Annotated in this window: 12 protein-coding genes; 11 read left to right on the top strand and 1 reads right to left on the bottom strand. The window is 65.4% G+C overall.

The features are described from left to right. From QMB55_RS04475 to QMB55_RS04460, 4 genes are all read left to right on the top strand, one after another. Positions 1–480, top strand: a 480-nt coding sequence (locus QMB55_RS04475) for an OST-HTH/LOTUS domain-containing protein (RefSeq protein ID WP_497587473.1), incomplete at its 5' end; no start/stop codon positions are given. Between the two features lie 103 nt (positions 481–583). Next, on the top strand, positions 584–1060 hold the full coding sequence (locus tag QMB55_RS04470) for a PM0630 family protein (RefSeq protein WP_497587472.1): 477 nt from the start codon (positions 584–586) through the stop codon (positions 1058–1060). A gap of 134 nt (positions 1061–1194) precedes the next feature. Further along, positions 1195–1386 (top strand): hypothetical protein, encoded by a 192-nt coding sequence (locus QMB55_RS04465; protein ID WP_497587471.1) that lies wholly within the window; start codon positions 1195–1197, stop codon positions 1384–1386. Positions 1387–1477: 91 nt separating this feature from the next. Next, entirely contained in the window at positions 1478–2188 is a 711-nt protein-coding gene (locus tag QMB55_RS04460; protein ID WP_497587470.1) for a response regulator, read from the top strand. On the opposite strand, the gene QMB55_RS04455 is transcribed toward QMB55_RS04460, so the two are convergent. Continuing rightward, entirely contained in the window at positions 2185–4746 is a 2562-nt protein-coding gene (locus QMB55_RS04455; RefSeq protein ID WP_497587469.1) for an ATP-binding protein, read from the bottom strand. The two genes, QMB55_RS04460 and QMB55_RS04455, sit on opposite strands and share 4 nt — an antisense overlap. A 645-nt stretch (positions 4747–5391) precedes the next feature. Between QMB55_RS04455 and QMB55_RS04450 the strand changes: the two genes are divergently transcribed. From QMB55_RS04450 to QMB55_RS04420, 7 genes are read left to right on the top strand one after another with little or no spacing between them, the layout of a single operon-like run. Further along, positions 5392–6639, top strand: a complete 1248-nt coding sequence (locus tag QMB55_RS04450; protein WP_497587468.1) for a TolC family protein — start codon at positions 5392–5394, stop codon at positions 6637–6639. 2 nt (positions 6640–6641) lie between these two features. Beyond that, positions 6642–8756: a type I secretion system permease/ATPase gene (locus QMB55_RS04445; RefSeq protein ID WP_497587467.1), complete on the top strand. Its 2115-nt coding sequence runs from the start codon at positions 6642–6644 to the stop codon at positions 8754–8756. Further along, complete coding sequence (locus QMB55_RS04440) at positions 8753–10045, top strand: beta-barrel domain-containing protein (protein WP_497587466.1); 1293 nt, start codon at positions 8753–8755, stop codon at positions 10043–10045. The genes QMB55_RS04445 and QMB55_RS04440 overlap by 4 nt, the downstream gene beginning before the upstream one ends. 11 nt (positions 10046–10056) lie before the next feature. Further along, entirely contained in the window at positions 10057–11814 is a 1758-nt protein-coding gene (locus tag QMB55_RS04435) for a TolC family protein (protein WP_497587465.1), read from the top strand. A gap of 1 nt (position 11815) precedes the next feature. Next, a complete protein-coding gene (locus tag QMB55_RS04430; RefSeq protein WP_497587464.1) occupies positions 11816–12565 on the top strand; it encodes a hypothetical protein in 750 nt (249 codons plus the stop codon). Next, positions 12562–13902, top strand: coding sequence for an HlyD family type I secretion periplasmic adaptor subunit (locus tag QMB55_RS04425; protein WP_497587463.1), 1341 nt, complete (start codon positions 12562–12564; stop codon positions 13900–13902). Before QMB55_RS04430 ends, QMB55_RS04425 begins: the two co-directional genes overlap by 4 nt. A 57-nt stretch (positions 13903–13959) precedes the next feature. Further along, positions 13960–15825, top strand: a complete 1866-nt coding sequence (locus tag QMB55_RS04420; protein WP_497587462.1) for a hypothetical protein — start codon at positions 13960–13962, stop codon at positions 15823–15825. Positions 15826–15851: the final 26 nt, after the last annotated feature.

Genomic DNA, 15851 nt, shown 5'->3' with positions numbered 1-15851 from the left:
CGGCGAACACCTCACTCCCTCACGCTGTTACACCACTTCCCGGGACACCGCCCAACAGTTTGCATTGTTGGCGAACCCAAGACTCCTGAGGCGCTGCGTAACGCAAGCGACCAATTCTTCGAATGGGCGCCAGAAAACGAAAGCGAACCGGAACAAACTGACACGCATCCCCCCTCAACGAAAGCTGATCCACCGAAACTGGTTGTAGTCAGACGCAGGCCGAAATTCGTCGTTGAGGCGGTTGCGTTGCTTGCCGATAGCACATCGGATGGACAAGTCCATCTCGGCGCGCTGGGACAATATCTCAAACGGACTGATCCTGCTTTTTCTCCGACGAATTTTGGACATTCAGGGCTGCTTGATATGCTAAAGACGTACGACCTTCTCGCACTCAAAAAAGCTGAAAACGGTCACTATACGGTCGGGCTACATGCGCAAAACTTTAACGAAAACGACGTCAATACTGTCACCTCGCAGTAAGCGGTTTTGTGGCAAGAAACGAAACCTCAGTTAAGCCACGGCAGCCCCACCCCCTGGCTCAGGTATAGTGCGCAGACCGAATCTACTGAAGCGCCCCACCTCCATGCCCCTGTTTTCCGCCTTCCTCCGTGCTCTGATAACCCTGTTTTTCGCCACCTCGCTCACCGCCGCTCACGCCGCGCCCAAGGTGCCGCCGGTGGAAATTCTCGGCGCCGAGTTCGGGCTGTTCATCGAGCGCGGCGAGGCACGGACGATCTTTACCCCGACGCATACCGTGCCGCATCGCGCCGGACAGCGTTACGGCTGGGTGATCGAACTGCGCACCAAGGCACGCGCGGTGAGCGTCAGCGAGGAATACATCCTGCCGCCGCTGACCGAAACCAAACCCGATCCGCTCGCCGAAGCGCTGGGCCTCAAGAACGAACGGCGCAACCAAGTCAGCCAGCGCCGACTGGTGCCGGTCGAAGGTAAGATTTACGGCGAATGGGAAATCGGCCCGCAGGAGCCCGCCGGGAAACGCACGCTGCAGGTGATCGTCGAGGGTGCCGAACCCGTGCGTTTCGAGTATGAGGTCAAGTAGGGCGCGATCCGCACGTCATTTCTATAAAGTGCAAACGCTCGCACAGCCGAGCGCACAGCCCGGCCCCCACATCGGGTATAGTGCCGGCACTCGCCGCCTGCCCTCATGCAGCACAAAACAGCACTTCCTTGCTCATGTTTTCCGCCCTGGCCCTGACCACTGTCTTTATCCGCGTCGCATGCGCCGCGTTAACTCCGGTCGCGGTGCTGAAAGCGATTTTGTACGGCCCTTCCGCCGCGCCGATACCTCAGGGCTCGGGATGGCGGCATCAGCTGCGGCGGAAAGAAATTTCCGCGTTTTGGAACGAACTCGAAGGCGCACCTTGAACACGATCTTCTAGACGGCGGAAAGGCCGCAACCTCGAAGACGTTATCAAGCAACGATGCCCAGCCAGCTCATGCCTTAGCCGAGATCCCGATGGATACCCCACACGATCTTCTCCTGATTGATGATCACCCGTTTGTTCGCCTAGCGCTCAAATCGCTGCTTTTAGAGTCCCCAGCGATCCGTATCATCGACGAAGCCTGTGACCTGAAAGAAGGCTTGAGCAAAACCCAAGCCAAACCATACGCGCTGGTTCTGCTCGACCTGGACTTACCCGACTGCAAGGGACTGGAAACCATCGAGCAGTTCCTCGCCTGCGCCCCCGATACCCCGGTAGCACTCCTCTCCGGAGAAGACAGTTTCGAGATGCGCACCCAGGCGCTAGCCATGAACATTCGCGGCTACATCGTGAAAGCACAATCGCCGGAGGTCATCCGTGCGGCCATCAATCTCATGCTGGCCGGAGAACGCTACATCCCCTCCGACATTTATGCGCGACTGAGCGTATCCCCTCAACAGCCCACGGAAAACCCTCCTGTCTTAGCCCCCCTGAACGCGGAGTTCGAACGCCTGTGCGGACAACTCACCCCCCGCTTGCAGGAAGTGTTCACCCTCGTTCTCCAAGGGCGGACGAACAAGGAAATCTCCCAGGAACTCGGTCTGACGCTCGGCACGGTCAAGAATTACGTTTCCGGCATTTTCGAACGGCTTGATCTCCCTTCGCGTCCCCGCGCCATCAGTCACGTCATGCACATCGCTTCTGCCAAAAAGCCGCCGGCGCGTGCTCGACGGCCCGAAGCCTAAAGGGCGGAAAGCGCCTCCTGCAACCGCGACAGGCTGGCTGACCACGCCGCCAAAGCCGCGCGAGCCCGTGCCGGATCGCCATCACGGCAGGCCGTATGCAAAGGTTCGAGCAAGGCCGAGGCCTCGACCGCGCCCATGATCCGCAAAGCGCTTTTGAAGCGATGCAAGGATCGCCGCGCAGCCGCGAAATTGGCGGGGCGCGCGCCCAGCGCGGCCTCAAGCTCCGCCCGGTTCGCCGGCAGTTCAGCAAGGAAGCTGCGCGCCAGGCGACGGACTTCCGCGGCGTCCTGACCCACCCACGCCATCGGCACCTCAAGATTCAGAACCGCCCCGACGGAATCTTCGACCAAGCTCCGCCGCCCCGTTTCTGCCGTGTTCGTCGTCCCGGGCTCGACAGAACATGCCGGCGTATCATCGCCCCCTCGGGCAGCCCGAATTGCTTCGTCGAGGGCTGAAATCAATTTTTGCGGCGTCGAAGGCTTGATCAACACCCCGTTCATGCCGGATTCCGCACAGCGCTGTTCGATACCGAGGAAAACGTCCGCCGTCAGTGCCAGGATGGGAACATTAAGCGCACACGCGCCACCATCCTGCCCGACCCAGGTGCGGCGTTCCTCGCACGCGCGGATGGCCTCGGCAGCCTCAAAACCATCCATGACCGGCATCTGGATGTCCATCAGGACGATGTCGTAACGCCGACGGACATTCTGAAACGCGTCGACGGCAGCCTGACCGTCGCCAACGGCATCCACTCCGAATCCGGCGCGCTCCAAAACGGAGGACAAAATCTCGCGACTCACCTTGCTGTCTTCCGCCAGCAAGACTTTCAACCCGCGGCGCCTGCGGCTTTCCGCGGACAACGGTGCGTGCCTTGCACGCACGCGGGCGCCCCGGTCAGGAAGTTCCCGCAGAAGGATTTCGACATCTTCAAACACCAGGGGCTTAAGCAGCGCGGAGCCGATTTGCGTGTGCGAACGCCCTGTTGGGCTGAGCACGCGAACGGCCAGAGGAAAACCTCCCCCGCTCTCGCATTCACTCTCGACCAGAAGCGCGAACAACGGGTTTTGTTCACTCGCGGGGGCAAGGGTTTCCGCCGCCTCCGGAGCAGCCAGAAGAACCGGCTCAATGGCGAAATGGCGCAAGATCGAGGCCAATGCTTCACGTTGCAAGGGACAGGATTCGACGATCCCGACGCGCCGCCCCTTCCATTCGGAGGGCGGTGACCACGCCTGAAGCGGGACGATCGAAAAATCCAGGGTAAACACCGCTCCTTGGCCTGGAGCACTGCTAACGCGGACCGTACCGCCAAGAAGTTGCATCAGCCGTTGCGTGATCGCCAAGCCCATCCCGGTTCCGTAAAAGCTCCGGCTTGGAGAGGCGTCTCCGGGCTCAAAAGCGGAAAACAGTTTTTTCTGGTGGCTTGCGCTGATCCCGACGCCGGTATCGCGCACCTCGATGCGCAGGCGGTGGCCATTGGGATACGGCTCGGCCCCGACCTTCATCACGACTTCTCCTGCCGGCGTGAATTTGACGGCGTTACCGAGCAGATGCGCAATAGCCTGGCGCAAGCAGCGCGGGTCGGACGACACGAAGCGCGGCGTTCCGGGTTCGATCAGGCAAGAAAAGGCGAGCCCTTTGCGCATGGCGTCAAGCCCGTGGATACGCGCCAATTCGCCGACCAATGCGTAAAGATCAAGTTCGCGGCATTCCAAGGCGTAGTGACCGAACACGAGACGCGACAAATCGCCGGCATCATCGAGAATGTCCGCCAACGACTCGCTCGCGGCACGTATCGCTCCGACCAACTCACGCACCCGCGCCGGGTCTTCCGTCTCTTCTGCGAGATGCGCAGCCCCGATGATGGCCGAGAGTGGGGTCCGCAGCTCATGGCTGATCGAGGCGACAAAATCGAGTCTTGAGGTCGACTCTTCCGGCGGGGACGGCGGGGCTTCGTAACGGTCGGCCTGCGTCGCTGCGCCAAGCGTTGCAGACACCTCGGAGAGCAGCCGAACGATCCCTGCAGCATAGACTGCCCCCCCCTGCCCATCCCGTTCGACGATACGCCCCTGCCATGAAACTTGGCGCCAGCCACCATCGCGCACCCGCATCCGCAAGCTTAGGGCTCGTGCAGGAATCGTTTCGGCACGAAACCCCTCAAGCGCCGCCCGTCCCTCAGCATCACTGGGATCGATCAGCGCCTCCCAACCGGACACTCGCGCCCACCCCCAGGCGGCGCCTCGACCACGGTCCGCCCCCTCAAAACGGATCTCGTCCCGCAGCAGATCCCAGCGCCAGTACACCTCCTCGCGACCGGCCAGGAAATTTCGCTGCGCCTGCGCGCACCCGAGCTGCCGCAGTAGCCCGCGGAGTACACGATTGGCAACCCGCGAGACCTCCTCGAGCCGATTCGGATCAGCAACGGCCGTTCCGTCGAGGCTGACGCCGATCGACGCCAGCGTCTCCTCAAGTGCAGCACTTCCTCCTGCACCACCGTCAGTGCGCACGCTTTTACTGCGCTTCGTCGAAGCGCTCGCCTCGCCCCTCTTCTCTGTCTTCACGCCTATCCATTGCCCGTATGAAGTGCTCGCACCCTAACAAGGCCACATGGGAAGAAACAGTGACCTTGGTCACGCATCAAGACCACCTCCCCTCATTCTTGGCGAGGCCTACGACAGACAACGAAAGCCAACAATGCTGAAAGCATTTAAGAATTTAAACAATTGCATCCGCGACGGACAGCGAAATGACTGCGCCAACAGGGCATTAAGAAAATCCAGCCCATGACGGGCGAGGTTGGGGCTGACCAAGACCCGCACAGAACAAAACCATAGTCATAATTACCAATGACATGTAACTTTTGTCACCTTCATCCGAGCCCCCTGCTTTGGGACAATTGCAGCATAAGAATAAAAGGATTGTGGCGACCCCAAAATCCAAAAATAAAACCGGGCCTACCTCTCGTGAACCGCCGAACACCTTTTTCTCTGTATGTATTATGGATTTTCTTCTTACAGCTCGGGGTCGCGAAAGCCTCACCGGAGAGCCTTCACGCGCTTGACGAAGCGCAGCCCCTGCAACTTTCGCTGGCGCTTGAGCATCACCCCACACTCGCTGACGCTGAACTGAGTGACGCTACCGCCGCCTCGCTTAGCGTTCCGCCCCCTCTTCCCCTGCGCTCCGAAGAGGGCAGCCGCATTGCGCTGATGCCGTCCCCCGACGGCCGGACACAGGACACGGCACGACTGCGACTCGCCCGCTATGTTTCCGAAACACTGAGGAACAATCCCCAAGCACTGCAAACGGAAGCCGAAAGCCGCGCGGCCGAACACCGGGCAAGCGAAATGCGCGGCGCGCTGCTCCCCCGCCTCACTGCTTCTGCGGTTGCGGCGCACGAGACCCAGGAACGGGGAAGCGGGTTCGATACCGACTTCAAGCAGCGGCAAGGGCAGCTTCGGGTCACGCTGCCGCTCTTCGACCCCTCGATCTACGCCCAACTCGCGCAGCGCCGCGCGGCCTCGCTGGGCGCGGACTGGCGCCTCACCGACGTGCGCGAACAATTGATGCTGCGCGCGATCGAGACCTACATCGAACTGCTCAAGGCCGACCGGTTGCTGATCCTGGCCCAACGCAACCTGCGCACACACCGCGACTACGTCGCCCAGGTCAAAGAGATCGCTCGCCACGACCTCGGCCGTGCCGCCGACATTGCGGCGGCTGTCGCCCGCACGGCACTCGCCGAAGCGGTGCTGACCTCGCGCCTCGCACGGCTCGAAGCGGTCCGCTCGACGTGGCGCCAAGTGACCGGCCTCGCGCCGCCAGAGACGCTGGACGACGCGCCCTGGGTCCGCCTGCCGGAGTCCCTGGACACGGCCTTGCAGATCGCGCTCAGCGAACATCCCATGGTCCGGCTGGCCGAAGCCGAAATCGTCTTGGCGCGCGAGGGTGTCCAGGCCGCGCGCGCCGGCTTCAAGCCGAAATTCAATTTCGAGGCCAACACCCGCACGGGCAACGACTGGGGCGGTTACGCCGGCAAACAAGACGCCAACTACGTCGGCGTTTCGGCCGAATGGAACCTGTTCGCGGGTTTTTCCGACAGTTATGCGACCAAGGCCGCGCAGGAAGGCGTCGTCGCGGCCCAAAACGCGCATGACCGGATTCGCAACGAATTGCGCAATCGGGTCGAAATCGCCTGGTACGAGTTGCGCAGCGCCGACGCCTCCCTGCGTGCTTTCGACGACTACGCGCTGAGCACCAAGCAAATGGTCGACGCGACCGCGGACCAGTTCCGCGTCGGACGCAAATCGCTGCTCGACGTGCTGAACGCGGAAAACGAACGCTTCACCGCACTCTCGAACGTCGAGACCACGCGCCAGGACCTCGCCCTGGCCAGTTGGCGCCTGCACAGCCTGCAAGGACGGGTGCAGGACGAACTCCAGCTGCGGATGCCGTGAGCGTGAGCGGACTCTGGGACACCGTCGCCGCCCTCGCCGCCCATCTCGGGCGGCGAATCGCCACACGCGACCTCGCCGCACACGGCGGGCTGACGCTGCCCGGCAGCGAACTGGAACAGGCGGCGTGCGCCCTGAAGGCGCACGGCTTTGCCGTCCAACTGGTCGAGCGGCCCTTGTCCGCTCTGCCCCAGGACGAAGGACCGCTGCTTTTGGCGCGCAAGGACGCGCCTCCTCTACTCGTGGTGCGCCTGGATGCCGACGGCGCCACCCTTGCTGGCGAAACCCAGCCGCGCCTCGCCCTCGCCGCCTTGGCCGAGGCCTATGCGGGTCGCGCCCTAATCGCGCACGCCACGGAAAACACCGGCACGACCGAGACGGGCATCGCCGACGCCCCCCGAGCGCCGCACTGGTTCTGGAGCGTTTTTGCCCTGCTGCGCCGGCATTACGGCGACTGCATCGTCGCCGCCCTGCTCGTCAATCTGCTGGCGCTCGCCGGGTCGATGTTCTCGATGAACGTCTACGACCGCATCATTCCCAACGGCGCCCTGCATTCGCTCTGGGTGCTGGCCATCGGGGTGACGCTCGCCGGCCTGATTGAATGCTTCCTGCGCACGCTGCGTGCGCAGATCGTCGACCAGGCGGGCAAACGCGCCGACCTCATCCTTTCGTCGCGCATTTTCCGCCAGACGCTTTCCCTGACGGCAGAAAACCGTCCGTCGTCCAGTGCCCAGTTCGCGAGCCACCTGCGCGATTTCGAATCGGTGCGCGAGTTCGTCAGCTCGACCACCCTGATCGCCCTCACCGACCTGCCTTTCGCCGTGCTTTTCCTCGTCGTGATCGGGCTCTTGGGCGGCAGCCTCGTCTGGGTTCCGATCCTTGCCGCACTGCTGATTCTCGGCATCGGCGTCGCCTCGCAATGGCCCATCCGCAAGGCCATCGAACGTTACCAGCACGAAAGCGTGCAGAAATTCGCCTTCAGCATCGAAGCCGTCGAACGGCTCGAAACCATTCAAGCCCTGGGCGCCACCCCGCTCGTCCAGAGCCGCTGGGAACGCCTCTGCGCCACGGCGGCGCGCAGCGCAATGGAAAGCCGCTTGCTCTCCTCCGGCGCGCTCAACCTGACCCAGTTCGTCCAGCAGACGGCCGGAACCGTGCTCATCTTGTGGGGCGTCTACCTCATCCTCGATAATCGTTTCAGCAGCGGAGCGCTCATCGGCTGCAGCATCCTTGCCGGTCGCGCACTAGCCCCCATGGCGCAGGTGGCCGGGCTGATGACCCGCTGGCAACAGGCGCGCCTGGCCTTTTCCTCGCTCGAGCGGATCATGCAACTCCCGACCGCCTACGACCCGCAGCGCAACTACCTGCAAATGGCCCGCGCCCAAGGGGCGTACCGCCTGAGCGACGTCGGTTTCTCCTACCCGCGGAGCGAGCATTTTGCGCTGCGCATCCCCCGGCTCGAGATCGCCCCGGGCGAACGGATCGCCGTGATGGGCCCGGTCGGCTCCGGCAAGTCGACCCTCTTGCGCCTGCTGGGCGGCCTGCTGAGCGCCAGCGAAGGGCAGTTGCTGGTCGACGGTATCGAATCCCGCCAGATTGCGCCCGGCGACCTGCGCGCCCAAATCGCCTGGGTCGGGCAAGACCCCGTCCTGTTCCAGGGCACCCTGCGGGAGAACCTGTTGCTCGCGGCCCCCAACGTCGGCGAAGAGCGTCTGCGCGAGGTCATCACGCTGACCGGGGTGCTGAACCTGGCTAACGCCCACCCGCTCGGCCTCGACCTGCCGCTCGGCGAAAACGGCGCCCAGCTTTCCGGCGGCCAGCGCCAGCAGGTCGCCCTGGCCCGCGCGTTGCTCGCCGACACCCCGATCGTCTTGCTCGACGAACCGAGCGGCGACCTTGACGGCGCCAGCGAACAGCGCCTGATCGGCGAACTGCGCCGCCTCCTCGCGGGCAAGACCCTGCTCGTCGCAACGCATCGCCCGGCGCCGCTCGATCTCGCCGAACGCCTGATCATTCTCGACCGCGGGAAAATCGTCGCCGACGGCCCCCGCACCGAGGTGCTCAACGCCGTCGGACGCGGCCAGATCCGGCGCCAGCCAGCGATGGAGGTCGCCTCATGAAGTGGCTGTTCGCACTCGGTCGGCGGAACACCGGCGCACCGACACCGCCGACGCCAGCACAACGCGACGCCATCGCCCGCCAGCGTGAAACCAATGCCCACGCCGCCGCTGCCGACGTCGGCGCCGACCTCTACGCCGCACAGGTCGACGACTCCCGTGCCTGGACACGTTGGGCGCTGCATTGCTGCGCCCTGGTTCTCGGCGCGTTCCTGCTCTGGGCCGCGCTGGCCGAACTCGACGAAGTGACCAGCGGAAACGGCAAGATCATCCCGACCAGCCGCGAACAGGTGGTGCAAAGCCTGGAAAGCGGCATCGTCGCGGAAATCCTGGTGCGCGAAGGCGAGACGGTCGACGCCGGCCAGCCCCTGCTGCGCATCGACGATGTCCGCCTGGGCTCGACCGTCAAAGAGAGCCAATCCAAGATCGACGCACTCACCCTCGCCGCCACGCGCCTGCGCGCCGAGGCGCAGAACCACGACTTCGCCGCCCCCGAAGACATTGCCCGCCGCAACCCGAGCCTGGCCCACTCCGAACGGCAGACCTTCGCCGCCCGCCGCCGCAGCCTGGAGACCTCGCTCGCCGCGCAAAGCCAGTCGCTCAAGCTGGCGCAGGAAGAATTGCGCATCACCGAACCCCTGGCGGCACGCGGGCTGGTTTCCGAGCTCGAAGTGATGCGCGTGCAGCGCGCGATCGTCGAGCATCGGGGGCGGATCGCCGAGTTGAGCGGAAAATTCCGCGCCGACGCGGCCGCCGAGCTGACGCGCGTCGAAGCCGAGCTGGGCGCGCAAAGCGCCGCCATCGTGGGCCGCCAGGATTCGCTCAAGCGCACGGTGCTCACCGCCCCCAAGCGCGGCATCGTCAAGAACGTCCGCGTCACGACCGTCGGCGGCGTCGTTCAATCCGGGCAGGACCTGCTGGAAATCGTCCCCCTCGACGACACCTTGCTGGTCGAGACGCGCATCCGTCCGGCCGACATCGCCTTCCTGCGCCCCGGGCTGCCGGCAATCGTCAAGATCAGCGCCTACGACGCATCGATCTACGGCTGGCTCGAAGGCGAACTACTGCAAATCAGCGCCGACACCTTGCGCGACGAAGTCCGGCGCGAGGAGACCTATTACCGCGCGCTGGTCCGGACGCGCAACGCGGCCTTGCGCACAGCCGACGGCAAGCACCTGCCCATCATTCCCGGCATGCAAGCCCAGGTCGACATCCGTACCGGCAAGAAATCCGTTCTCAGCTACCTGTTCAAGCCCGTCTTCAAGGCCCGCGAGGCCTTGCGCGAAAGATGAGAAAACCCGCCATGGCCCGCCCAGCGCCCCAGACCTCACGCTCCGACGCCGCGCCCCGCAGCGACGCGCACTGGCGTCGGGTCGCCCGCTTCGCGGCACTCCTCGCCCTGACGGCGACGGACGCCCGCGCCCAAGCCTTCGACCTTGAGGCCGCGCGGGCCCGCACCCGCGGCCAGATCGAAGATGTCACCGCCGACCGGGCCCGCCCCGAAGACCAGGCGATGAGCCTGGGAACGACCCTCAGCCCGAACCTGCGCCAACGCAATACCGAGCTGCCGCTCGCCGCCCCCCGCGGCGCAGCGCCCGACAAGGCCCGTACCCCCCCACCGGCGCCCCGCGCCGAAAGCGCGCCGCCCCCGCCGAGCGCAGAACGCCTGGGCACACGAACGCGCAGCGGAGAGACGCAGGCGCGCGCCTACACCCCGGACCTGTCGCGCCAGACGCTGACCTTTGCCCGCTTTGCCGGACGCAGCACGATCGACCTGCCGCGGACGACCGGGAGCGCCCCGGCGGAGGAACGCACTGCGCCGCCCTGGGCACTCGCCGACATCGTCCGCGCCACGCTGCAGCGCAGTCCGAGCCTGCGCCAGACCCAGGCCCAGCATGAATCGGCCGAGGCCCGCACCGGCCAGTCGGTCGCCGACCTGCTCCCGACGCTGAGCACCCGCCTGGCCAGCGGCCGGGCGGAAACGCGCCTCGCCAATAAGCCGGATGCCGAGACCGACGACTACCGGACGCAAACGACGCGCCTCGTCCAACCGATCTACAACCACGTCCTGATCAAGAACCTCAGTGGCACGCGGGCCGCCGAAACGGCGGCGGCACACCGGGTCGAGGCCAGCCGCGAAGCCGTCGCCCTGTCGGCCATTCAGGCTGGAGCCAATCTCGCGGCGCAGCGCATTCTGATCGACGACGTCGCGCAGCACGAAGCCCAGCTTGGCGAGGTGCTGGCCTACCTCGAAGATCGCGCCGCCAGCGGCGCCAGCAGCCGCGCCGATCTCGAGCGGGCGCGGACGCGGGTGCTCGCCGCGCGCGAACTGCGCATCAACCAGCAGGCGGCCTACCAGACGGCGCTGTACGAACTCGAGCGCCTGCTCGGCCACACGCCCGACGCGCTGCACCTCCCCTTCCTCAACCAGCTCCCGGGGCTGCCGCAAACCCAGGCCGAAATCCGCCGCCTGGTCCTCGACAGCAACGCCGATCTGCAGGCCTTGCGCGCCGACATCACCGCCCAGGAAGCGGCGGTGTCCGCGCAATACGGGCGGCTGTTGCCTTCGCTGGCGTTGAGCGCCGAACGTGACCATCAGGAAAACACCGAAGGCCCGTCGCCGCTACAGAAAGACCGCCGCCTGCTGGCCGTCCTCAATTGGTCGGTCTCGCTGGGCGGCAAGGAGATCCTTGGCGGCCGCGAGGCCAGCGCCGAACTGCGCAACCGGATCGCCCGCTACGACGATGAAAGGCAGCGCCTCGAACAAGCGCTCGAAACCGACTTTTCCCTGCTGCTTTCGGCAACCCAGCGGATCGCGGCCGGCGAGGCCGAGCAGCGCGCAGCCCAGACGGTCGTCGAGGCCACCCGCGAACAGATGCGCGTCGGCCGCATCGGCTCGCTCCTCGACGCCCTCGACGCCTTCGACCGGCTCTACGCCGCCCGCCAGAAGCTGGCCTTGGCCCTCAGCCAGCAGATGAGCGCGCACGCCCAGCTCCTGCGCCGGCTCGGGCAGCTCGCCGCGTTCGCCGACGGCGCCCCTCTTTCTTCGGGAGAACACTGAGATGTCCGCCGCCTCCGATTCCGACGATGTCTCCGACATTTTCTGGCCCGGCTACGTCGATGCCATTTCGAATCTGGCGATCAACCTCTTGTTCGTCATCGCCATCATGGCCATCGTCGTCATCTCGGCCACGCTCCAGTTGCAAGAGCTGATGAAGCGCAAGGACAAGGACCCCGCCCAGATCAGCGCGACCACCACCAGCGCCGCGCCGACCCCGGAGGCCCTGCAGGACATCGTCGCGAAGCAGCAAAAAACGATTGCGCAGCAGGCGGCACAGATCCGCAAACTGCAGGAGGACGCCCGCCAAGCGGAGCGCCGCGCATCGGCATCGTCCGCGCCTTCGCGCCCGGACAGCCAGGAACCGCCGGCACCGGCCGAGCGCCTGGAGGTCGTCGAAGCCAGCACGCCAGCCAGCGCGCCGGAAGGGAAAAACCGCACCCAGGTGCGCAAAAGCGGCGTCATCGTCAATTTCGCCAGCAACGTCGTGCAACTGAGCGCGGCGGAAAGCGACGACCTGAACACCAAGCTCAAGCGCTTTGCGCCGCTGTCCGCCAGCCAGAAATGGCGCATTCACGTGGTCACGCCCAAGGGCTTCAGCGAGGCGACCCGACTCGCCTTTTACCGCGCCAACGCGGTGCGCAGCGTGCTGCTCAAGGCCGGCGTTCCGGGCGAGATGATCGAAGTGCGGGTCCAGGAAAGCGAACGCGACAACGCCGACAACACCAAGGTTGTCGTCAGGCCGGCCACATGACCGCCCGCATCTTTCGCCGCCTGGCCGCGATCGCCGCCGAGCTGCGTGCCGGACTGAACATGGCCGACGCCCCCCCGGACCTGTCGAGCCAGGAGCGCGCCGAACGGCGCGCCCTCGGCATCCTGGCTGGCCTCGTCGCCGCCCTGCTGCTCTGGGCGGCACTCGCCCCCATCGACCGCATCGTGCGCGCCGAAGGTCGCATCGTCGCGGCAGCGCGGGCACAAATCGTCCAGCACCTCGAAGGCGGCATCGTCGAGGCCATCGCCGTCCGTGAGGGCGAAAGCGTGCGCGCCGGACAGCTGCTGATGCGTCTCTCCGACGTTCAGGCAAACAAGGACGTCCAGCAGGGGGTCAGCCGCATGCAGGCCCTGCAGGCCACCCAGGCCCGCCTGCAGGCGGAGTCCGAGGGCAGCGAACGGATCGAGTTCCCCGCCGCGGTCGGCGAAGATTACCGTCGGCGCGAGCGCAGCGCCTTCAACGAACGCGCCAAAAAGCTGCGCTCGGAACTCGCGGCGCTGCAGCAGCAGATCAAGCAACGCCGCGCCGAACTGGCCGAAACGCAACTGCGCGCCAAGAACTATGCCACCGAGATCGATCTCGCCCGCCAGCAGAGCCAGCTGCTCGAAGGCTTGCATCGCCGCGGCGCGGCGTCGCAACTGGAACTGATCGAGGCCCAGAGCCGGACGCAACGCATGCTCAGCGCGCAAGGCGAGGCGATGGCCGCGATCCCCCGCCTCTCGGCCGCGATCGGCGAAATGGAATCGCGCTTGGCCGAAGCCGACGCCCGCTTTCGCGCCGATGCCCGCCTCGAACTGAGCCAGGTCGGCGGCGAACTTGAACGTCTCGGCCACGCGGTGAGCGGCGACAGCGACCGTCTGGCGCGGACCGAGGTCCGCGCGCCGGTCGGCGGCTTCGTCAACCGCCTGCACTTCAACACCCTCGGGGGCGTCGTCAAACCCGGCGAGCCGATCCTCGAAATCACCCCCAGCGACGGTCCGCTCGCCGTCGAGGCGCGCGTCCGCCCGGACGACCGGGCCGCGCTCCGCCCCGGCCTGTCGACGCGCGTGGTGATCGGGGCATACGACTATGCCGTCTATGGCGCGCTCGACGGACGCCTGACCGAAGTCAGCGCCGACACGCTTCCCGACGAAAAAGGCAGCCGCTATTACCGCGTCACCATTGAAGCCCGCCCCGCCGATGGCCCGCTGGCCAGGGAAGTCATCCTTCCGGGGATGACGGCCCGGGCCGACATCGTCCTCGGCCAACGCAGCGTCCTGAGCTACCTGCTCTCACCCCTGCTCAAGTTTTCCACCCAGACCCTCCGCGAACCGCGCTGACCCGGAACGGACACGCCCGCCCACCCAAGGCTAAATCGATCGAGAAAGACCACGGCCATGAATAAAATCAAATCGTATTACTGGTACATCGGCGTTCCCATCGTCGCGCTCATCTTCGGGACGGTACTGTGCTTCGAGCTCATCGCCAGCACGGTTCGCGGCAACCCGCACCCACAGATCAACTATGTGATCTTCGTCCTGATCGCCGGCGGATGCGCGATGATGCTCCAGCAAGTCCTCCGGATGAACCGCGACGCGCGTTACATCGAGGCCTATTACGACCTGGCGCGGAACCGGATGGACGCCACGCAGCTCCGCGCACAGCTCGACAGCCAGCGCAGCGATGCGCGCGCGGTCCTCGAGATCGTGAACGACCTGCTCGGCAAAACGGTGTCCCCGGTTCAGCACGCCGCCCTCGAAGCCGAGTTGCATCGTTACAAGGCCAAGCAATCGCGCTACCTCATCCTGCCGCAGTTCATGTCGGGCATGATGGTCGGGCTGGGGCTGTTCGGCACCTTCATCGGCCTGCTCGGCGCCCTCGCCGAGATCGGCAAGCTGATCGGCGCCTTTTCGCTCGCCACCGGCGGCAGCGACCCGAGCGAAGCGATCCGCATGCTGGTCGAGCGCCTGACGGCGCCGATGCAGGCCATGGGCGTCGCCTTCAGCGCCTCGCTGTTCGGCGTGCTCGGCTCGCTGATCATGGGCGTCCTCCTCGTCGCCGTGCGCAACTGCACCGGCGAACTCGTCTCCCTGCTCGACACCCGGACGACCTTCCTGACCGACTTCGGCGACGAAGGGGACAATGCCGAAGGCATCCGTGAAATCGGCGAGGCCCTCGGCGCGCTGGCCGAGCAATCGCCGATTCTGCGCGGCCTGGCCACCGCGCTCGAGCAATCCGAGCGCCGGGTGCGCGATCTCGTCAATAGCATGCTGCAACTCAGCGCCCGCATCGAACTGCGCGAACTCAGCCAGGAACAGATTCTGAACGCCCTGCAGAACAGCCAACAAAACGAAGAGGCCACGCTCAAGACCCTGCGCGAAACCGCCAGTGCCATGGGCACGCTGGCCCAGCGCTGGGCAACCGCAGAACAGGTGGAGAGCAAGATCCACGCACTGCTGGTGAACCAGCAGGCGCAAAACGAAACGCTGCAGCAGTTGGTCGTTCAGGGCAACCAAACCCAGGCCCAGGTCAGCCAGCGTCTCACCGAGTCGCTTTCGCAGTCGCGCCTGATCCAGGACCGGATGTCCGAACAGCTCGTGTCCCTGAGCACGACGCTCAAGGAAACCAGCGAAGGCCTGCGCACCGGCCTGGGCGACATCGCCGGCGTCCAGCGCCGCGGCTCCGACCAGTTCATCGAGCTGATCCAGAGCAACTTCAAGGACATGGCCGCCTTGCAGCGCCGGGAAGCGGATCAAGTCGCCAACGCCACCCAGAGCGGGCTCAAGGAACTTGCTGGCGCCCAACGGCGCAGCATCGACGACCTGATGCGCGAGATGACGACCAGCCTCGAGCGGCTGGCCGAAAACAGCGCGCACGAACAGGCCGGAACGCGCCTCGTCGCGCAACAGATCGGACAGCTCAACGACACCTTGGGTGCCCTGTCCGAAAGCAACCTGAGCGGTCTCAAGTCCTTCGTCGACCAGACCCAACGGCAGCAGCAATCAAGCCTGCGCGAACAGGCCGAGGCCGCGACTCGACTCGCGCGCGTCATCGAAGACGCGCAAAGCGCGCAAAACGCGACCCTGCATACGCTCGGCAACACCGTCTCGGTGATGTCGCGCAGCCTGCAGGACGGCAACGTCACCAACATCCAGCTCGTCAACCGCCTCGAACTGCTGTTCCAGGAATCGGACCTGCGCCAGAACCAGGTCGCTGAGCAACTGATGCGCGCCCTCAACGAACTCCAAACCTCGCGCGCCTGAGGTCCGTAACCGTCACTTTCCGTCGG

This window comes from Propionivibrio sp., assembly GCF_041441355.1.
In the GTDB taxonomy this organism is placed as follows: Bacteria; Pseudomonadota; Gammaproteobacteria; order Burkholderiales; family Rhodocyclaceae; genus Propionivibrio.
Note: the sequence above shows the minus strand (reverse complement) of the source record. Positions and strands in the feature narration are given on the sequence as shown.